The sequence below is a fragment of the Thalassospira lucentensis genome (assembly GCF_050516545.1).
In the GTDB taxonomy this organism is placed as follows: Bacteria; Pseudomonadota; Alphaproteobacteria; order Rhodospirillales; family Thalassospiraceae; genus Thalassospira; species Thalassospira lucentensis_C.
Genome location: NZ_CP191544.1, coordinates 1,886,174 through 1,907,500 on the forward strand (window position 1 = coordinate 1,886,174; position 21,327 = coordinate 1,907,500).

General features: G+C 52.4%; 18 protein-coding genes (1 of these 18 running past the window's edge). 2 read left to right on the forward strand and 16 right to left on the reverse strand.

The window, feature by feature from the left end; all coding sequences use genetic code 11:
* Positions 1-42 precede the first annotated feature (42 nt).
* From ACQ0MK_RS08790 to ACQ0MK_RS08815, 6 genes are all read right to left on the reverse strand, one after another.
* Positions 43-2,058 (reverse strand): DUF2207 domain-containing protein, encoded by a 2,016-nt coding sequence (locus tag ACQ0MK_RS08790; RefSeq protein WP_430475692.1) that lies wholly within the window; start codon positions 2,056-2,058, stop codon positions 43-45.
* 11 nt (positions 2,059-2,069) lie between these two features.
* Entirely contained in the window at positions 2,070-2,645 is a 576-nt protein-coding gene (locus ACQ0MK_RS08795) for a LemA family protein (RefSeq protein WP_430475693.1), read from the reverse strand.
* 162 nt (positions 2,646-2,807) lie between these two features.
* Positions 2,808-4,391: a gamma-glutamyltransferase family protein gene (locus ACQ0MK_RS08800; protein WP_430475694.1), complete on the reverse strand. Its 1,584-nt coding sequence runs from the start codon at positions 4,389-4,391 to the stop codon at positions 2,808-2,810.
* 154 nt (positions 4,392-4,545) lie between these two features.
* Positions 4,546-5,871 (reverse strand): TRAP transporter large permease, encoded by a 1,326-nt coding sequence (locus tag ACQ0MK_RS08805; RefSeq protein WP_430475695.1) that lies wholly within the window; start codon positions 5,869-5,871, stop codon positions 4,546-4,548.
* A 6-nt stretch (positions 5,872-5,877) separates the two neighbouring features.
* Entirely contained in the window at positions 5,878-6,450 is a 573-nt protein-coding gene (locus ACQ0MK_RS08810; protein WP_430475696.1) for a TRAP transporter small permease subunit, read from the reverse strand.
* A gap of 1 nt (position 6,451) precedes the next feature.
* Positions 6,452-7,570: a TRAP transporter substrate-binding protein gene (locus ACQ0MK_RS08815; RefSeq protein WP_430475697.1), complete on the reverse strand. Its 1,119-nt coding sequence runs from the start codon at positions 7,568-7,570 to the stop codon at positions 6,452-6,454.
* Positions 7,571-7,902: 332 nt separating this feature from the next.
* On the opposite strand from ACQ0MK_RS08815, the gene ACQ0MK_RS08820 reads away from it, so the two are divergent.
* Positions 7,903-8,634, forward strand: coding sequence for a GntR family transcriptional regulator (locus tag ACQ0MK_RS08820; protein ID WP_430475698.1), 732 nt, complete (start codon positions 7,903-7,905; stop codon positions 8,632-8,634).
* Between the two features lie 65 nt (positions 8,635-8,699).
* On the opposite strand, the gene ACQ0MK_RS08825 is transcribed toward ACQ0MK_RS08820, so the two are convergent.
* The 10 genes from ACQ0MK_RS08825 to ACQ0MK_RS08870 form a co-directional block, all read right to left on the reverse strand.
* Positions 8,700-11,213 (reverse strand): tectonin domain-containing protein, encoded by a 2,514-nt coding sequence (locus ACQ0MK_RS08825; protein WP_430475699.1) that lies wholly within the window; start codon positions 11,211-11,213, stop codon positions 8,700-8,702.
* Positions 11,214-11,278: 65 nt separating this feature from the next.
* Positions 11,279-13,252, reverse strand: a complete 1,974-nt coding sequence (locus ACQ0MK_RS08830) for a hypothetical protein (protein WP_430475700.1) — start codon at positions 13,250-13,252, stop codon at positions 11,279-11,281.
* A 126-nt stretch (positions 13,253-13,378) separates the two neighbouring features.
* Complete coding sequence (locus ACQ0MK_RS08835) at positions 13,379-15,664, reverse strand: ricin-type beta-trefoil lectin domain protein (RefSeq protein WP_430475701.1); 2,286 nt, start codon at positions 15,662-15,664, stop codon at positions 13,379-13,381.
* A gap of 253 nt (positions 15,665-15,917) precedes the next feature.
* Entirely contained in the window at positions 15,918-16,898 is a 981-nt protein-coding gene (locus ACQ0MK_RS08840; protein ID WP_430475702.1) for an AraC family transcriptional regulator, read from the reverse strand.
* 219 nt (positions 16,899-17,117) lie between these two features.
* Positions 17,118-17,660 (reverse strand): DoxX family protein, encoded by a 543-nt coding sequence (locus ACQ0MK_RS08845; protein ID WP_430475703.1) that lies wholly within the window; start codon positions 17,658-17,660, stop codon positions 17,118-17,120.
* Entirely contained in the window at positions 17,657-18,430 is a 774-nt protein-coding gene (locus ACQ0MK_RS08850) for an HvfC/BufC family peptide modification chaperone (RefSeq protein WP_430475704.1), read from the reverse strand. The genes ACQ0MK_RS08845 and ACQ0MK_RS08850 overlap by 4 nt, the downstream gene beginning before the upstream one ends.
* A complete protein-coding gene (gene bufB, locus ACQ0MK_RS08855; protein WP_430475705.1) occupies positions 18,427-19,281 on the reverse strand; it encodes an MNIO family bufferin maturase in 855 nt (284 codons plus the stop codon). The genes ACQ0MK_RS08850 and bufB overlap by 4 nt, the downstream gene beginning before the upstream one ends.
* 72 nt (positions 19,282-19,353) lie before the next feature.
* The gene (locus ACQ0MK_RS08860) at positions 19,354-19,653 is read right to left on the reverse strand and encodes a BufA1 family periplasmic bufferin-type metallophore (protein ID WP_430475706.1); all 300 of its coding nucleotides are present in this window, start codon (positions 19,651-19,653) and stop codon (positions 19,354-19,356) included.
* Positions 19,654-19,832: 179 nt separating this feature from the next.
* Positions 19,833-20,333, reverse strand: coding sequence for a trimeric intracellular cation channel family protein (locus ACQ0MK_RS08865; protein WP_430475707.1), 501 nt, complete (start codon positions 20,331-20,333; stop codon positions 19,833-19,835).
* Entirely contained in the window at positions 20,260-20,637 is a 378-nt protein-coding gene (locus ACQ0MK_RS08870) for a TRIC cation channel family protein (protein ID WP_430475708.1), read from the reverse strand. Before ACQ0MK_RS08870 ends, ACQ0MK_RS08865 begins: the two co-directional genes overlap by 74 nt.
* Positions 20,638-21,072: 435 nt before the next feature.
* On the opposite strand from ACQ0MK_RS08870, the gene ACQ0MK_RS08875 reads away from it, so the two are divergent.
* On the forward strand, positions 21,073-21,327 hold the beginning of the coding sequence (locus ACQ0MK_RS08875; RefSeq protein WP_430475709.1) for a methyl-accepting chemotaxis protein. Its footprint extends 1,737 nt past the window's final position; the window shows 255 of its 1,992 coding nt (coding positions 1-255); its start codon is at positions 21,073-21,075; its stop codon lies off the right edge, out of view.

Consider the following 21,327-nt stretch of genomic DNA (forward strand, 5'->3'; position numbering starts at 1 on the left):
AGCCCCGCGATTGCGGGGCTTCCACATAGATTAGGCTTGGTTTTACCATCCCCCGCCGCCACCGCCACCACGGCCACCGCCAGAGAACCCGCCACCGCCAGACGCAATACCGGCGGATGAGACGCTAGGCGCACCATAGGACACTGCAGCAGCACTCAGTTGGCCAACGCTTCGACTTCCGAAGTCGCCGATCCCATGCCACCCACGGCGACCATCCTGATACCATGACGGATTGTATTGATTGACATCCTCGCCTTGTTTTACCGGCATCGCGCTAAGGAATGCCTCAAGCCGCCCGGTCCAGACATCTTCTGCATCCAGCGCCATGGCAAATGGCAGATGTTTTTCGAACAGATCGATGGCGTCCCCCATCTCACGGCTTTTGAAGTTCAGTTGATCTTCCTCGGCCACGGTAAGATAGCGCCGATATCCGTCGATTTCCGAGCGTAACCTTAGAAATTCGGCAGTGGGAACTTCAAGCAACACATGAAACAAGCAACAGATCGCGACGGCCGCTATTCCAACGCAAAGCGCAATTGGCGAGATGGCGCCAACAAGAATTATTCCAAATGCCAAGGCCGGGCCGACAAACGCACCGCCAACCATGGCGAATTTGAAATAATTCCCAAGCCCGCCATCCCCTTTGCCAACCGCACTTATCCAAAAGCGTCTGAGGCCATTAAGGACAAGGTTAACAGCAACAACAAACAACACACTGATAACTGCCGCACCGATTGTGGATTCAACATCATATCCGCCGAATAAGGGATCGAGCATGATTGTCCCTGCGACCGCAAGAACACCAATCACACAGCCAATCTGCCACTGCCGTTCCTTACGAACAAAGTACGTGCTTCTTTTATCCGCTGAATACCGATCAAGGAGTGAGCTACGGGCACTTTGAACTTCCTTGCGATATTCTCGCCCAATCGTGATTTCCGTGCTATTTTCTTGGCGCAGCAAAGAATTCAAAACAGTCTGTTCGTCATCCGGTAAATCTTCGGGTTGTCCCGGTATCCTAGTGAGAACGTATTCGTCTTTGCTGGTCACCTTAATGTTAAGACGTTTCTTCACTGCTAGGCTTGTCAGTACAACGGCAAACGCTTTGGTTGCGAAGTTTTGACCACCTTGTGCATTGCGCCACATAAACCCGACCTCGGCTGGTGACATTCCTTTGGGCGGTTCAAACCGTGGAAAAACCGTTGGCCCATCTGGGTCTTTGCCAAATTTGCGCCAAGCCAGCGTATAATAAGCCAGCAGTATGAGGCAAAGTGCGAGCCCGACGAAAATACCTTTGTTATCGACAAAAAGTTTTGTCGCGCTTTCAATGAATGTTGGCCGCGTCACATATCCGGCAGGCCAGGAAACGGCAAGTGTCATACCATGCCCTGGCGGCAGGCCCGTCACCGTCCGGGCCTTTGCCAGTTCTCCCGTACCGGAAAGAATGCTGTATCGCCCGCCTGTACTGCCTTTGGGACCAGTATAAACAGACATATCACTTATCGTTGCGCCATCTGGCAGATGAACCACTGCCGTCACATTCTCGATAGCAAATTGCCAGTCATTTCCGGTGACATTCCAATAAAGCTCATCAACATCCGACCCAAAGGCCAGTTGATCATTCATGGTATAGGTGAGCGTGAATGTATGATCCCCAGCCGTCAAATGTTGCCGCGAACTCCCCATATAAATGCGGATTGCGCCACTAAGTTTCTCAACCTTGTAGGAGACATGACGACCATCAAGTAGAACACTGTTAATCGTAAAGCCCCCGACATCATAGAACTTGGCTGCGTTCAGTACGACCAAGGGAATGTCGCGATAAATACCGCGCTTGATTGATACGCCACGCGCATCAACTGATATTGCCTCGGTGACTTCGATATTGCCGTTTTCCAGAATTCGAATATCTGAATTGAATGCGGTGATACGTTCAGAAGAAGACGAGCGCACTGTCTGCGCGGCAGCAGAATTTGTCTGAAAAACCGCCAAAAGCAGCACCAGAGACACGGCAACTGTCTTAACAATGCCCGTACCCCGAACCCAGATTTTTTGCATGGTCCGGATCATCAATCAAACTTCACGCCGGGAACCTGACGCTCAATAGCATGTTCGACTTCGTAATAGCTGTCTTCGGCGAAACCAAATGTATTGGCAACGATATTGCTGGGAAATGACTGCACAGCGGTATTAAGTTCGCGGACTGTGCCGTTGTAATAGCGCCGCGCCATCTGGATCTGATTTTCCAGCTCGGACAAGGATTTCTGTAGTTCGATAAAGGTCTTGTCGGCCTGCAGTTCCGGGTATGCCTCAGACACTGCAAATATCCGCATCAAAGCGGTTGAAAGTTGGCCTTCGAGTTCTTGGCGTCCATCGGCGTTGGTTGAGCTGGCAGCAGATGTTTTGGCCCGCAATTCAGTTACTTCTTCAAATAACTGCTTTTCGTGCGTTGCATAGCCTTTGACCGTTTCAACAAGGTTTGGAACAAGATTGCTGCGCCGTTTAAGCTGCACATCAATGCCACTCCAGCCTTCCTTCGCTGATTGGCGCAAAGACACCAGCCGGTTATACAAACCCACACCATAGAGCAGCAAAATAACGAGGACGGCAGCGATACCCGTCAGGACCATAGCAACAGTATTCACAGTCTCACATCCTTTGCCAATTGCCCCACCGATCAACGGTAAGGATACCTGTTAGCAAGTTAGCGAAACACAACCTGAAAGAAAACGCTTAGTTTCCGCCCCCATAGATCGCTTGATCTTAGTTTTGCAGTCTGTTCAACATGAACCCTATGATTTTCAGGATCAAAGTGCCGCAACCGCACCATCCGCCCTTGGGTCGGTCGCACCTTCCATCACACCATTGGGTTGCAATCGAATGCCACCGGCATGGCCCATCATGTCTTCATAGGGACCGACAAGTTCGACTGCGTGACCTGCCTTTTCAAGTTGGTCGATAAGGCCTGCGTCAAAGCGGTTTTCAAGTTTAAGCGAGGTGGTTTCATCGCCCCAAGTTTTGCCGAGTAACCAGCGCGGTGCGGTGATGGCTTCTTGCAAGTCCTGTCCGAACATAACATTGCGGGTGAAGATGGCAGACTGGGTTTGGGGTTGTCCCTCCCCACCCATGGTGCCATAGGTCAGGGTCGATCCGTCTTTGAGTTTTGCCAATGCCGGGTTCAGGGTATGGAACGGCAAGCGCCCCGGGCCAAGCTGGTTCGGGCCATCGTGAAGGGTAAAGCTGGCGCCGCGGTTTTGGAACAAAACCCCCGTTTCAGGCACAACCACACCTGATCCAAATTCCCAGAAGATGCTTTGGATATAGCTTACCGCAACACCATTGGCATCCACCGCGCCCATCCAAATCGTATCGCCCGGTTTGGCGATATGTGGCCATGGCAGGGCTGATTTCATGTCGATTTTAGCGGCTTCGCCGTCAAGCAACTGATCGGCAAGTAAGCTCATCGGGTCTATCGTCATGCGGTCCGGGTCGCCAACATGCGCATCACGTTTGATGAAGGCGCGTTTGGTGGCCTCGATCAAGCCGTGGATATGATCAAACCCGTCACCCGCCTTAACACCCAACCGATCAAACAGGCCAAGGATCATAAGCGACGCCACACCCTGGGTCGGCGGGACCATGTTAAACACTGTCCCGGTTGAAAGCTTAACCGAAAGCGGTGTCATAACCTTGGCGTTATAGGTTTCAAAATCAGAAAGACGGATCGGGCTGCCAACGCTTGAGAGCCCGTTGGCGTTACTGCGCGCGATATCGCCGCGATAAAAATCATCCAGACCGACTTTGCCAAGATGTTCCAACGTCGCACCAAGGGCTGGTTGCTTTAACACATCGCCAATTTCCGGAATGCCATTGGCGGCATATGTTTCGATATACCCCGGAACGTCTTTAAGTTCGGCCATTTTGGTCGTGGTCAGTTCGACCTGTGACTTGGTAACCGGAACGCCGGTTTTGCCGTGCTGGACCGCATCGGCCATCAGACGCGTCATCGGCAGTTTCCCGCCAAGACCGGTTGCGATTTCAGATGCCTTGATCCAACCGCCAATCGCCCCTGCCACCGTCAATGCGGCCAATGGCCCGCGCGACGGGATCGCGGCCTTGCCCTGTTCGCGGTAGAAATCCGGGGTCGCAAGGCCTGCGGCACCGCCACAGGCGCGAATGGCAACCGGGTCTTTGCCCGGTTCGGAAATCAACCAGAACCCGTCGCCGCCAATCGCATTCATATGCGGATAAACAACGGCAATGGTGGCCGCAGCGGCAATCATGGCCTCAACCGCGTTACCGCCTTCGCGCAAAACGTCGCGCCCGGCTTGGGCGGCAAGATGATGCGGGGCGGTGACCATGCCACCAAGTGCGGTTCTGGAACGTAACATCGTTATCTGGCCTCTATTCTGACTTCTTTGGCATAAACCTTGCGGACATGCTGCGCACATAACGCAACATGTCCGAGGCATAGGTCCTGATCCTAGTTCATAGCGCCGTTTATAAAAAACACTCAGCGCCTTTTCACATCGTAGAAAACAAACACTACCAGCCGATCAAGTTCGGCAACCAGCTTGTCAATTCCGGGAAGATAAACAGCAAGATCAAGGCAATTGCCTGAATACCGATAAACGGTATCACCCCGCGATAGATATCGACCGTTGAAACCGATGGTGGTGCGACCCCCTTAAGGAAGAACAGCGCCCAGCCAAAGGGTGGGGTTAAGAAGCTGGTTTGCAGGTTCATCGCCACCAAAATCGCCAACCACGCCATGTCGATGCCGCTGTTCATAAAGACCGGCAAAAACATTGGAAGCGCGATATAGGAAATCTCGATCCATTCAAGGAAGAAGCCCAGAACAAAGATCACGGCCATCATGAACAGAAGGTTGCCCATATCGCCACCGGGCACCCATTCAAACATGGCATGAACAAGCCCCTCGCCGCCTAATCCGCGGAAGGCCAGACCAAAGGGCTGCGCACAGATCAGGATAAAGAACACCATCGCACTCGTGATCAATGTGTCATGCAACACATCGCGCATCACCGTGAAATTCAACCGCCCGGTGACCAGTGCCAAAATCAACGCCCCCAAAGCCCCCATAGACGCGGCTTCGGTCGGGGCAGCAATCCCACCGACGATGGATCCCAAAACAGCAAAGACCAAGGCCAAAGGCGGGATCACAACCTTGCAGATTTTAATCAAAAGCTGCTGCGTGCTCATGGCATCGCGTTCGTCCTTGGGGATTGCTGGCACCATGTCGGGTTTGAAAATCCCCAACAACACCAGATACAGCCCAAGCATCCCGGCAAGAATAAGCCCCGGCACCATGGCAGCGGCAAACAATGTACCAACGGATTCACCCAGAATATCGGCAAGCAGGATCAAAACCAGACTGGGCGGGATGATTTGCCCAAGGGTGCCGGATGCGCAAATCACACCACAGGCAACACCCTTGTCATAGCCACGATTGATCAAAGGTTGCAGCGACAAAAGACCAACCGTGACAACGGTTGCGCCAACAACGCCCGATGATGCGCCCATCAAAACGCCGACAATGACAATCGCCAAACCCATGCCACCGCGCAGACGGCCCATGGCGTGGCCAATGACATCAATCAGTTCTTCGGCGAGTTTTGATTTTTCAAGCATCACCCCCATGAAGATGAAAAGTGGTAAGGCAAGCAGCGTATAGTTGGTGACAACCCCGTAGACACGCGCAGGCAGCAACCCAAACAGGCCGGTTCCAAATCCCATCATCCCAAAGGCCAATCCCGATATCGCAAGCGAGATCGCCACTGGCACCCCGAGCACGAGGAAGCCAAAGAAGCCCCCGACCATGCCGATGGCCAGCCATTCATTTCCGGTCATGTCTGATTAGTCTCCTGCACCGTTTTGCGTAACCGCATCAGGTGTCGTAAAGGCACGTTTACTGTCGTTGGCAGCAATGATTTGTCTATAGTTCATAAGACCTTGCGCAATCGCCTGAAGCAGCATCAAGCCGAACCCGATCGGGATAAAGGCCTTAAGCAAAAAGCGATATGGCAGGCCGCCGGGATCTGGCGACCCTTCGCCCATCATAATGGATTGAGAGACGTATGGGATCGAAAACCAGATCAAGGTTGCGCCAAGGATCACCATCAAAACAGCCGAAAACAGATCAATGATCGCCCGGGCGCGCACGCCCAGACGTTCATAGAGAAAATCGACCCGCACATGACCGCCGTGGCGCATACCATACGCCATGCCCATCAATGCGATCGGTGAGACCAGATGCCATTCGAGTTCCTGCATCGCAACACTTCCCGAATTAAACAGGTAACGCAGCAATACATTTCCGCCGACAACCAACACAAGTGCCAGACCGCTTAACGCAGCCCCCCACCCGGCAATATCGACGATCAAGCCCAGAACACGGTCCAGTAGCGGTTCAGTACGGGTCGACGTCATATCAGCTCATCCCGTCTTTCGATGAAATGATGCCGTGATAGGGTTTTTCGCTGATCGCGGCCCATTCACGGTGGGTATCACGGAACGCCATGAAGCTGTCATGGACCTTTTTCGTGATCGGGTCTTTGGCCGCTTCGGCTTCAAGGGTTTCCTTGGTGATGCCTTTAAGCTTGGTGACGACTTCATCTGGCAGGGTTTGCGCGATGACGCCGTAATTTTCCACCAGATCGCGCAGGGCTGCTGCGTTATTGGCTTCGCACCATGAATGGCTATCAAGGTTACAGGCCTGTGCCGCGTTTTTGACAATCGCCTGCAGGTCGGCAGGAAGGCTTTCCCATGCTTTTTGATTGATCAAAAGTTCGGTCACGTTGGATGGCTCATGCCAGCCGGTGGTGTAGTAGTATTTGGCAGCTTTCTGCAGACCCAAACGACGATCCTGATACGGGCCGACAAATTCGGCTGCATCAATCACACCACGTTCAAGGGCCGGGAAGATTTCCCCACCCGGAAGCAGTTTCACTTCAACACCGATCTGCTGATAGACCTTACCGGCAAGACCCGGGATACGCATTTTCAAGCCATCAAAATCAGACAGGCTTTCAATCGGATCACGGAACCAACCGGTCATCTGAACACCGGTATTGCCCATCGGGAAGGCAACAAGACCATAAGGTTTGTAAACTTCGTGCCACAGATCAAGCCCGCCAGCATGATACAGCCACGCGTTAACACCCTGGAAATTCAGACCGAACGGAACGGTCGTGAAATACTGTGCGGCAAAGATTTTACCCGCCCAGAAATAGGCGTTTGCAGCATTCATTTCGACCGTGCCTGCCTGAACCGCGTCGAACCCTTCAAGGGCCGGGATCAATTCACCGGCTGCGAAATGCTGAATGTTCAGACGGCCATTCGACATTTCCGTAACACGCTTACAGAAATCTTCCGGGCTGCCCGGACCGGTGACATAAAAAGGCGACCCCGGACCATAGGCATTGGTCATTTTCCAGTTAAAGGTTTCCTGTGCGCTCGCGATATGTGGGGCGGCGACAACAGCGGCCCCGGTTGCTGCTGCGCCGATTGCCGACTTGGTTAAAAAGTCGCGGCGTTTAACGTTGGTCATTGATGACTCCCTGATAGAGATAGCTATTTCAAAGAAAAGTAATCTCGACGGAATGAGATCCGCATTGTGTATACATCCTGCAACACCTATGCCATTCCATATATTTCAATGACTTAACTGAAAATTACCCTTTGAAGAATCAAATTATCGCACTTTATTTATACATTTTGCTGCAATGCACATTTTAATTGCATAAATTTTATGCAAAAACACGCGAGAAAAACCGGATTACTTCTACAACCATTGACCTACTTGGATTTGCGAACCAATTTCGTGTATACATCTAGATAGAGGGACGCATCCAAACCACGCAAGAAGGGTTGAAACGCCATATGATCGAGCTTAGCCAGATACTCTCCGCCCCGTCGATATCGATACAGGCCGAACCTGTCGGCATTGCCCAGCAGCTTTGTCAGACGCTGGAAGACGATATCGTCAAAGGGATATTGCCGCCGGGTCAACGACTTGAAGAACCGCTTTTGGCCAAACGGTTTGGCGTGTCGCGCACTCCTGTGCGTGAAGCATTACAGTTACTTACCGCGACCGAACTTGCGGAAAAAATCCCCAATAAGGGCGTTTATGTTTCGCTTGCGACACCAGAACGCCTGACCGCGATGTTTGAAAGCATGGCCGAACTTGAAGCCATGTGCGGACGACTGGCGGCAATACGCATGACCAGTGGGGAACGGTACAATCTTGATAAACTTCACCACGAACTGGCCGAAACCGTACGGTTAGGTGATAGCGATGGCTATGAAACCCTGAACCGGTCGTTTCACAACACGCTGTATCGCGGATCGCACAATGAAGTTCTGGTCGATGTGACATTATCTGTCCGTCGTCGGGTTGCCCCGTTCAGACGCGTTCAATTCACAAGCCTTGCCCGCCTTGCATCCTCGCACGCGGAACATCAGGGCATTGTCGATGCGATCTTGCGCGGCGACAGCAAAGCGACCGAAGAATTGCTGTATGCGCACATCATGGAAGTCCATGATATCAGTCAGGATTATCTGATCAGCTTGCGTAAAGCTGCGCCCGCCAATGATATGCCTGCCTTCAAGTAAGACAAACCATTGGCGGGGATTTAACGTGATTGGGAACCTGCGCCCGCGCTTTGGATTATAGCCCGTCAGTCTCTGGCGCGACTGATGGTCGGAGAAGAGCCACCGGTTGCAATCCACGGACGCCCATCAGCATCGACGGCAATCGAGCCTAGCGGTGCATTATTGACTTCGTCAAAGCTGTCATTGGCACCATTCCATTTGCGCAAGGCATTGTTGGTGTCCCTGATATAGACCGTCCCATTTCCGCCAACATCAATGGATGAGGCCTTTTGGCTTCCGCGTTTTGGTCGCAGCTCAAAGCTTGACCCAGTCCACTGCCGGGCCAGATTGCTTTTATCAACAATCCAGATATCATTTCCCGGCCCTGCCCCGGCCACATGAACCTGATTGAAGTCACTGAAACGTTTGAATTCCTCGGAATTGTCCGGCTTGCTATAGAGAAAGGTGTCGCCACCTGATCTAAAGATCACAAAGACAGTACCATCGGGCGCAACAGTCACTTCACTCGGAGAAAATCCACTGACTGAATACTCTTTAACGACCTGATTACGTTCACGGTAAAGCTCTGCGCTCATACTTGTGTCAATGGCCCAGATATCGCCATTTGGTGCGATATCAATGCCGGAAAAATAGCGCGATGAATCCACCAGGCTTGACGAAAACTGGACGAATTTTTTGCGTCTTTCGTCATATTTTTCAAAGCCTTCGTTACCACCGCCGATAATGACAGCACCATCTGAGGCGGTGGCAACTTGCACCGATCCGGTTCTTTGATCGAGCGGCACGGTTGTAAATCGTATGTTCTTTCGAAACACAACGCCTGATGTTTCGGTACTGACAACCTGTTCGGTTTCACCCGTGCCAACCGTGTCACCACTGGTAGCATTGGCAACCATCAGGTCAGAACCTTCGTCACGATCAAAGAACTTTGAGGATAATGCGATCCCTTTGTCACTGACCACCCAAGGATATCCCATCGGACCAACCGCCACACTGGCGGGCGTATGCCCCGGTGTCTGAACCCGAATAAATTTTCCGTCCTGATCCAGTCGCATCAGCAAATTATTGGTCGATACGATATAAACGCTGTTATCCGGTCCAACCGAGATCGACTTGGCCTTTTGCGCATACACCTTGCACGGATTGGTGTCACAGCGCTGAACAAGCTGATCGGATCGCACTGCCCATGGCGTGCCATCAGGTCCGGCGGCAATCAAGGATGCCCCGGTTCCCGAAACCCTTTCAAACCGGGTTTGTGCGTCGTTCAGGCGAAATATCCGGCCTTGCGCATTGGTCAGCAAAACCGTCCCGTCATAGCCTGCAGATATATCTGATCCGGTCGCGCCCGTGATCTGCTTCCAAAGGGTTCCGGTATGGCGAAACACCCGCCCGAGTGCGGAAATGCCCCATGGATTGCCTTCGCGATCCACGGTGACGCGCACCAATTCACCGGGAAAGCTTTCAAATTCGTTTCGCCGGTTCGACCACCGTAAAACCCCGCCCGCACCATCAAGGCCAAAGACACTACCATCCCCGCCAATGGCAAGTGATGCAGCAGATTTCAGTGTATTTACAAAGACAATCGCATCGGTTGTGGTGACGGTTACCGGATCGGTAAAGGTATTATTCCCACCTGAACCACCGCCTGACGAGGTTGCCTCGGAATTGCTTGACCCCGGTACGACCACACCGGGCGCAACAGCAGATGGCGCGACATCAACGGGTGCTGCAGCCACCTCGGCAACGGCATCGCTTGCAACATTGACCGGTGGCTTGGCTTCTTTTGGGCGTGGTACTGTCGTAGAAAGATCAGTTGCTTCATCTGAGGTATCATCAATGGTCAGCCCGCCATTGGCAAAGATCAGTCCATCATTTCGAACCGCCCAGATGTTGCCTTGCGGTGTTACAGCCAGACTGACAATATCCTTCACACCACCGACAATTTCCCATCTTTTGCGCGCGGCCAGCCAAATACGTACAAGTCCCGCGTCATCGGCCATGGCGACAACATCCGTCGCACCAAAGGCAATGTCGCGTGCCCGCCCCGGATAGGTCCGCCAGACATCACCGTCATAGGCGCGCACCTTGGCCGTATCCGTGATCGCCCATGGCAGCCCGGATTTCCCGATGGCCAAGCGTTTGGCCGTTCCGGTAATCGGTTGCCATTCATTGCGCAAGGCATACCATTTCCAGATATCGCCATTTATCTTGGCGATAAAGACATTGCCTTGGGTATCGGCGGCAACATCCAGAACATCGACTTCACGTGGCTCCCACCACAATCCGTTATATTGCGATAGCTCGCCAAGTGAATTGATCGCCCAAGGGCGGTTGCCAATCGCAGCCGATATGCGGGCAAAATCGCCTGACATCCGCCGCCAACGTTGCTCGGCCATATCCCATCGCCAAGTACCCCCGTCCAATGTGACGGAATAAGCCTGCCCGTCTTCATTGATCGAGATATCGACGGCCGTTCCGGGCAATTGAACCCAAGAACTGGAATCGCCTTCCTGTGCCATGGCCGATCCGGCCCACAGGAACCAGATCCCGGAAACAAGAACCCGAAAACAACGTTTCATTGGTCTATCCACCCTTGCTGTTACTTTGTCTGTCCATTGACTGGACTTCTATCCAAGGCCAAACCTTAGTTTTCAAGCAGCCGATCCCGCACGGACGCGATCATTTGTTGCGATTCAGGATTGCTTTGCCATGCATCGATCTGAACATCGCCAGCACGGAATTCTTCAAAGAATGCCTTGCCTTCAAGATGTTCACGCAGAACATCAAATGTCGGTCGCGGGGTGTACCAATCCCCATGACGTCGTTCGAGTTTGGCCAGTTCCTGTTCCAGTTCCGACAGTTCACTATTTACCGCAGCACGATCAGATCCGCTCTGCCGGGTATAGACCGGTCGGCGCGGCGTCATCAGGATCAGGATGGACCGTTCAAATTCACGTTCAACCCGCTGAGAGAAGAAATAGTTCAGGCCCGGAATATCCATCAAACCCGGAACACCGTCTGCCGTTTTTGACGTTTCGCGTTCACTCAAGCCCCCAAGGATCAGGGTTTCACCAAACTTCATCGTCACGGTCGAATTGACGTTGGTTTTGGTGGTATCAAGGCGGAATTCAAACACAACCGAATTTGACGGATCGGTCAAAAAGGTTCGTTCCGCGACAACATGCAGGCGGATCATGTCATTGGGCAGGATTTCGGGTGTAACGGCCAATTTCACACCGACTTCCTTCTGGACCGAAACACTGTCCCCACTGCCCCCGGAAACGGCGGCGGCAAGAATTTCTGTACCTGAAAAGAATTCCGAAGTTTCACCAGCCTGCGCGACAAGGCTTGGCTTGGCGAGAACCTGATTATTGGCATCCGCCGAATTGGCAATGTTAAGCGAATAGGTCACCGCGGGAATGCCGATTTGGCGGGTGATGGTCTGGGTACTTTCTTCAAGCCCTGTTCCCAGATAATCCTTGGTTTTCGTTGAACCATATCCCAACCCGGCAGCCCCGGTTAGCGGATCACCAAACTGCAATTGCAAACCGTTGAGAAGATTGATGCCCCGTGAATTACGGACATCTTCCTGGGTTCCGATCAGAACCACATCAACCACGACCATCCCGGAATCAACAAATTCGGTCGGTGTATCGTCGATATTCTGTTGGCCAAACGGGTCTTGCACGCTGCTGAAGGGATCGGAAGGTTCCGTTGTCTGGCCAAACGGGTTGCTGTCAAACGGGGATATTTCACCATCACTTTCCGGTTCGACAAACGGCTCGCCGCTGAACTGGGTCTGAATGTATTTGCCTTCGCTTTCATAAAAGGACTGCCAGCCTTCAACACGTCGATCAAGGTCACGTGCACGGTTCACATCCTTGATCACATCGCGATACGTTGTAATGAACTCTTGGGCAGATGCCCGGTCATCCATTGCCGAAAGCGCCAGTGCCGCCGCTTTGAGAATTTCCGGGTTTTCCCGTGATTCCGGGGAAATTTCCATCAAACGTTTCAACGCAGCAGCCGCCGTCCGTGGATCGCGGGAGTAATAGGACGCCGATGCCAGACTGTATAAGACAGCCGGATCATCATTATGATGAAGCGCAACGGCGGCAAAGTTTTCCTGCGCCAACGGATAGCGCCGCTGATCCATATAAAGCAGGCCAAGCTGGTAGCGCGACGGCAAGTTCCCCGGATCAAATTTCAAGGATTGTTTGTAGCCCTGTTCGGCAAGTTCTAACTTTGATGCATCGCCCAGAACACCCATCAAGTGATAGGTCAACCCGTTTAGAAATTGTAGATCCGGATTGGTCACATCAAGCTTCAGCGCAAGATTGATCAGTCTTGATGCTTCTTTGGCATTTCCCTGTTTCAGGAAATCGATGCTGTCACGCACCAGCACCTGAATTGCGCTGTCTTCGGCGGGCATGCCCAGAACAGATTTGTTATATTCAAGCGACTTGTCGATTGACATGACCACGCCAGATCGCGTTTGCCCCCCATCCATGCCCATGGTTTGACACCCGACAAGTGCCAAAAGTGACACCCCCATCAAGGCATGACGACAAACGCGGCGACGTCCATGAACGGAACGCTGGTATGTAAACTGACGCAAAATGATATCCCCACCTATCAGCACCAATGAGTGGATGCCGACAATTTCCCCATGAAATCAGAAGCAATCCGGCCGACACATTTTCTGTGTTTTGACCGAACTGCTTCTGTTTAACTGTTGTTTGAATTAACCGGCATAAGTCCAAGGACGCCAAACCTGCGACTCAATCCTTTTGACTTTGCAGGGTTCCATTTTCACCACAGAGCCGATAGCAGGCTTCGCGTCTGCCACGGTCATGCACATGCGCCGACCCGTGCCGACATATCGAATTTGTCCCACTTGATCGAGCCCCCAGGTCTTGAGGTTTGCGTTGGAACATTTGCGGATCCATATCGGGTCATTAACACCAAGTTTCTCGGCTTCGATGCTCAGACAGTAATTGTCGATCACCACGAGTTCTCTGGTGCGGGCATTTGGAAACACCCATGGTGCTTCAGGCGTATTACATTTGCCAAGAACAGCAACAAGACTGTCGCCTTCCTGCTTAACAAGGCAAAGCCCCGGGCTTGCGGTGAATTCAAGGCGGAAAGTCCCGGCAACTTTGGCTTCTTGCTTTTTCAGACCGTCGTTAAGGACTTTTGATTCAGCCGCAATTGCCGCCTTGCCCCCATCATAGGCTGTGCCCCCGACAATAACCGGCATAACCGGCCCTGTTGACGCAGCAACAGTGCCACCGGCTTTGATCGACGCAATCGCGCGGGCATAGTTCGCACTTGGGCGCGTTTCAGCGGCGATCAAAGCGCTCCAGTGATACAAGAACTGCTCTTCACCGGTTTTTTCCTGCAGCAAAAGCGGGATGTCAGCCGGACGGCTGGCAATAAGTTCGGCCTGCCGTATCTTGCCTTCGGCGGCTTCGATCTTGATGATCTTGTCGATTTCCATGGCAATGCTAATTGCAGTGGTGATTGCGGTCAGCGCCGGACCTGCTGCGCCGCTTACCATCCGCGTCATGGTTACCGAAACTTTTCCAAGCGGCGTAACAATCTTGGTCAGGACTTTGGCACTGAGTTTAGCAGCTGCTTCGGTGCCTGCCTGGGCTGCTCGGTTGCGATATGGGGCAAAAGCCTTGAAGCTGGCCATGAAAAACCCGTTGCCAATACCACTTGCAAAGGTGCCTGCCATTGCCCCCCCTTGTAAGGAGGCCGAGAGAACTTCATTGAAATTTGGCGCCTCGGAGATTGCACCTGCAAACGCCAACATGTTGTGCCTGGTGTCTTCGGCGAATTCGAGTTCTTTTGTCTTTTCCCAGTTTTCAAATACTTGACGGAGCTGCGATGCAATGAATTGACGGTTCCACTGAATTTGCACGCCGACATCATCGAGCAATCGTTTTTCAAGTGCGGTCCTTTTTCCCGGCGCGGTTGCCGCTGCTTTCATCAGGCGCTGGGCAATCACACTTGCCAGTGCTTCACTACGCCATGGTTCATTTTCGATCAGCAACCATTCAACATAAGATAATTCTTCGACGGTCGTGTCATCAAGTTCATGCACTGTCTCCGCAATGATCTCGTCAATTTCTGTGCGATCACGCACCAGCTCAAGCGTCAATTCCTCGACCGCCGGGCTAAGACCAAATAAACCCGGCATGTTGCGCTTTGGCGAGCTCCACTTCATTTCGGTCGCCTTGCAGGCTTTGGGGCCTTTTACCGAAAAACTTGTCCGAACGTAAGTTTCAGGACAAGACCAGCAGGTCCCGCCATCGATAAAATCGAAAGCCTGACCCGCAGGGCAGGTCAAAGCGGTAATTTTCGTCGCCGGCATGAAATCAATGGTTTTCACGCAGGCCTTATTTCCTGTAACCGCCGTTGCTGTGCGATTAAAACCTTCCGGGCAGCTCCAGCATTCGCCGCCATTGCGCGGATCGGTAAATGAGTCCTGCGGGCAGGCACGTCCTTCGAAGGTGGCGCTAACGGCCTTTTTCAGGACCATGCCGCATGCGTTCCATTTATCAACAGATGCTGCAGTACGCCCATATCCTTTTGGGCAGGACCAGCATTCACCGCCATTGCGTTTGTCAAGGAACGAACCAGCCGGACATTCCTTTTTGCCAAGGAATGTCGCGGTCACATGCTGCGTTGACTTCATTGGCCGATCGCAAGCTTTATCACCACTGATGCTTTTTGCGTTGCGGTTATATCCGTCAGGGCAGGCATAACAGGACCATGTTCCCAAATCGAAGAACGATCCATCCGGGCATTTGCCAACAGCCTTTGATTCAAACTTGGCTGACACCCGTCCACACGGTTCTTGCAGCTTGCCGCGTTTATCAACGCCGCCACATTCGGGCGTCCCTTGCAAGTTCTTCCATTGCGAACTTGCATGCGCCGGTCGATCCATCACGATCATCATCAACAGGGCAAGCAACAGCAGCCCCGCATAGTTTAATATTGGCGTCAGTCTTCTGATCTGCATGCCCGGACCCTTCTTGCTTTTTTACATTTACATCCGGGTTGAGGTTCCCGCATGACGAATGTCACGCAGGGAACAACGCATTAAAATTCTGCCCCTCCCCATCCTATACGGGAGGATTACGCAGAAGCATGGAATGAAACCAGAAGGAATAAAGGCAGCATGTCGATTAACGACCATAAGTGGATAGGCAATGCACAAAAGTGGATAGCTTTACCCTTTTTACGGCAACATGTTGGCAACATGCACGTTGCGTCTAGCGGCGACGATTAAGCGTCTCGGAGGGAGCAACACCGAAATGCAACGTATAGCTTTGTGCGAACCGTCCGGCATGCACAAAGCCCCATTTGCGGGCGACACTAGCAATCGTTGTGCCGGGGGCGGCTGCAAGCAACTCATTGTGCGCACGGTTCAGGCGCACCATCTTGGCATAGGCCATGGGCGCCATGCCGAATGTCTCGTTAAATCCGAGTTGAAGGGTGCGATACCGGCACCCGGCATGCGCCAACAAATCCGCCAGCTGGATCGAACTTTCGGCATGTTCATGAATATAGTCGCGGGCACGTTTGACCTGACGCGGCATCGCAACACTAGACGGCCGGTCATGAAGCATTTCCGAATAGGAATTTGGCAACAACATCAAGATATTGGTCAAAAGAACATCGCGGAGTTCCTTTAGGATTGTGCCATTCTTCGTATCGTGAAGCGGTCCATCAAGGGCATTGGCGATATAATGCAGCGTATTGGAAACATGCAACCCACCCGGCAACGTCAAATCAAGTGCCGTGTCAAAAACCAGATCGTTGCGGAAAATATCCTGTCCGGTCAGGGCAAAGGCATGTTTGCGCAGCGTATCAACAGGAAGCTTTGCCCCTAGGGCCGAGAAATTGTCTTCTATGGCATACATCGACATACGCATGTTGCGCATCATGCCCTGCTTGGTCGAAACTTCGATCTCTTGGCCACCATGATTGACCTTGCCATGGCCGCTATTCACAAACAGCAAGAACAGATCGTTATCATCGGCTGCGGGTGCCTTGATCGTGACACGATCCGGGCCAAAGGACGCACCAAGCAAATCAAGATCGGCAAGTGACGCGGCCTGAATGGAGATATCGGCTGTTGCTTTTTTACCGAGCAGGTCGATTGAATCAATGCTGTTCATTTCGGACAGGAAAGCTTGCGTCTGATCCAGGCTTTTTGATGCAAAGACCTGATGATTTTTAAGATAGCTCACCGGTTTAATCCTGTTTGATACGGCCAAGATATGCCGGAACTTCCATCAAAAACCAATTGCGTCCCGAGTTGTCAGGACTTCAACAGAAAATCCGTACCGGGAATATAATCCGTTATTTCACCAGAAGAAACAAATGGTTGTACAAGACATGCAATTATCTCACCGCCGCGCACAAATGATCGCTTCATCCGAAGCCTAAGAATTGGGGATTGTTAATTCTTAACCACGCATCCGGCTTAGGACATGATCAAGCGAAACCTTACCCCCGCCTGCAAATACCAAAATGCCCAACACAAAGACCCACAGCAACCGCTGATCAATCAACTCCGTCGGCAGACCATTGGCAAGTGTTCCAAGGGCAGCCCCGTGGAAGGCAACATCGACGATGGTTTGCACGATGACAAACCCGATCATGCCCAAGGCACCTAATCGCGTCAGCAGACCAACCGCAATCAGAACCGGCAAGGCAAATTCAGCCATCGTTCCCGCCCAGACAATCAGATGCCAGGGAAAGAACGGAATTGCGGCTGTGTCATACAAATATTGCTCGGCAATCGGCGGCAGGATTTGGGCAAATGCCCCCGCACTTAACCCGATGCCATCAATTTTGGTCAGGGCACTGTTGAAATAATAGGGCAGCAACAGCAGAACAAACACCAGCCGGGATGCCAACCCCAAATGATCCCGCCCGACACGCCCGACAATGGCGTCAATAACTGTCGCATAACAGCGGACCAGTTTTCCGATAACGTGATCAGTCATGCCGAAACTCCTGTATCGGTGATGATGCGGGCATCAACCGCCCCGCAGACGAGTAAATCCGCGAACCCGCGGGTGATATCAAACGCGCTATCTGCCGCCAGTGCGATCTCGCAGGCGGTCTCAACATCGCAGTCATCGTTAAAAATCGCAGCACTAAATGCCGCCTGCCCGCGTGTCAGAAGTTTCATCTTCACATCCATATAGGGGCGTGTGATCAAAACCGTTTCGTCTTGTGTGACGATGTTTTTCGGACTGTCAGATACGTTTTGTGCGGTCCAGATCGACAGGACCGGGTGATCAGAGACCACCAACCGACAGGCCGAGTGTGCGTGCAATTGCATCGCGCCCAGTACGTCCTCATAGCCCGCTAGGTGGCTTGCCGAAAGTGGTTCGGCATCCTTGGCGTTCAAGGCTTCAAGCCGGGCCCGTTCAAGCCGGGCAATATCCGTCAGATAGGCAAGCGATGCGACCGTCTCATGCGCGGCAATAAAATCAGAAAACCCATTGCCATAAAGCGCAAGTGAACCGGGACGGCTGGTTTCAGCACCAACAAACTGTCGCGCCAATTCGCGGAAGAATGCCTTCCCGACAAGCTTTTCAACAGTTGGATAAGCCGCCGCCAGCGCATCGCACAGCCCGCGATGAACATTGTTGCGATAGATGGCAAAACGATGTGCGTTATCTGGTGCAAGTTCTTGGGGATAGGCATCTGGCTCCAAGCTTTGAACCGCCTGGCTAAACCCGTCATAAAACGCCTTGAGATCACTCATGATGCCGCCTCAAGACCGGTCATGCGATCATTCGCCAAATAACGATCCGCCAGCATGGCTTCTTGGTGCAGCACCGGCCATGACGGCACATCATTATCCCATTCAATCAGGGTTGGCCGTGGCCCGATGCGCCCGATAAGCCGGTCAAACAGTGCCCAGACCGGGTCCGATACCGGACGAGAATGGGTATCGATCAAAACATCATCATTTTGGTTGGCATCGCGCTCATGCCCGGCGAGATGGATTTCCCCGATCAGATCAGTAGGCACCGCATCGATAAACGCCTTGGCATCAAACCCCAGATTATGCGCCGATATGTAAACGTTGTTCACATCAATCAGCAATCCACAGCCGCTGCGCCGGGCGGCTTCGGTGATGAAGTCCAGTTCCGGGATCGAGTTTTGCGGTAATGCCATATATGACGTCGGATTTTCGATCAAAATGCGCCGCCCGATATGATCCTGAACGCGCGAGATTGCCGTAACCAATTGATCAAGCGATGTTTTGGTCATGGGTGTCGGCAAAAGGTCAGCCATATAAAGACCTTCGTGGGACGACCATGCAATATGTTCGGACACCATGGCGGGGTCGAACCGGTCCACCAGACGCTTGAGATCAGCTAAATGATTTTCATTTAACGGTTCTCCGCCGCCCAGCGACAGCCCAACCCCGTGCATGGAAACCGGATACTGCCCGCACAATTGTTCAAGCATGGCAAGCCGCGGCCCACCAGCAACCATGTAGTTTTCCGGGTGAATTTCAAACCAGCCGACAGAGGGGGTTGTGCCAAAGATATCTTTGGCATGTTCGGCCTTAAATCCAACACCGGCACGTGCGGGCAGTACGATCATGTAAACCTCAATAACCTGTGATCCCATTACGGTCAGTGATCATGAATAATGCTGACACCAACCGCTTTGTGGTTAACTCGCAGGATTATCGCGATCAAGTCGTTCAAGGCTGCCCATCACGTCACGACCATCTGCCGTGGTGAAGCTCATATCTTCACACGTGCCCGCCGGAACCAGTTTCCAGGCATTGCCCTGATAATCAACCGTCGATGTGCCGGCACAGGTTGTGCCCGGACCTGCAGCACAATCATTCTGACCGGCAAGCGATACGCCAAAGCATTTCTCTTTCGCACCCTGTGCCGATGCCTGCTCGACCGCGGCCATTGAAACCGCAGCACTCAATGCCGCACCCAGAACCATAGCTTTTTTCATCGTCGTTTCCCTTCTAATGAAATCAGGTCACCATTTCATGGCGATGACTTAACCCTACTGGCCGTTTTCCATCGGGTCACTGCACCATTCACACACGCACCATCAAAGGAATGTGATGGAAGTTCCCAGCAATCTCACAGCTCTGTGAAGATTCTTAAAAATTGCGACAAGATCGACACTCAGAAGCGCGGGCTTTTAAGGTCAAACACCACGATCAACATCCGCATGACAAATGCCCCGACGACATTGATCATGACGGCAAAGAAAATGTCTGATGTTTCGGCCTGATGCCCATGCAGCCAGAAGAACCCTGAGAGGATAAATCCGCAGAACAAGGGGATCTCCGCGTAAAACGATGTCTTGAGTGCCGGGTTATTCCGGTCCGCCCGCACCACATCGCGGATAATCCCGCCGCCTGCCCCGGTCAACATTGCCAGCAACGGTCCCCACAATAAAAGCGGGGTGCTGTTCATCGTCACGGCGACATAAACCCCCGTGACGGTAAAGGCCAATAGACCGATGGCATCGGTTGTCTCGATCACATTGCCCATGGTCATCATCCGACGGAATCGGCTTTTGGGTGCATTTGTCGATTTTGGCAATCTGTCAAAAATGAAATAGATGATGTAACCGGCCAGCACCGTCCCGATCACCAGCAATATCCCGTTGGGAGATTGCATGATGCCTATCGGTTCGCGCCCCACGAACCACCCCACCACCAACGCCAGGCAAAGCCGACAGCACAAAGGCACCAAAAATGCTGTACCCTTCGCGCCGAGCCAAAAGCACACCTGAAATGGCAAAGGCCACAGTGCCGAGAATATCAAGGGCTGTAAACCAACGCCCGCTCAGCGCAATACCAAACCGGATCGGGGTGACAAAGGACTGAATGATGCTGTCATGCGTCCCGTCATTTCGCACCGTGCGCAATGCGATATTGAAATCATTGACGGTTTCTTGCGATATGGTCGCCCGCGAAAACATTGCGCGGTCAAGCGAACAGAACTTCCCATCACCTTTACCGAGCGGTGTTGTCAGTTTGAGTCTGCGCTGCTGCCCCCTTCAAAAAAATCCACAACAAATGCAACCACCATGCCCGCAAAGCCGAACAAATCATCTGTCGCCTTCATGATCTGTACTTCACTGTTTCATAAACAACACTGCCGTCCGATTTGCTGTATACGATACGCGCCTGGTCCGTTTTGATCACGATACGCCACAACTACGGACTGACCATCTGGTAGCGACCGCGACACCCTCACCAACCCTTAACGTTTTGCTTGGCTTTCCCTGTTTAAACTCAACTATTATGCACCACATGTAGTGTATTAATACTGAGAACCGATGGTCAGATCACCATCCAAAAGAGAAACCGGGTCGTGCCTATCTGTCAGGTTGGGAGATAAGGGGAAGTATGAGATGGCTATTCAGGACCTGAGTATTCGCAAGAAATTGATGTTCGTGGTAAGTTTCCTGTTGACTATAACCGTCGCCATCGCTGGTACGGTCAGCTTTATCCAGACCAAGACTATGGTCACCGGGCGCCTTGAAAAGAATGAACTGCCCGCAACCGTGACTGCTATACGTCAAGGATTGGAAAATCAGCTTAACTATTACGTCACGGCCAGCAAGTCAGTTGCGAAAAACCCGATCCTGCTTGAATGGTTTGCTAAT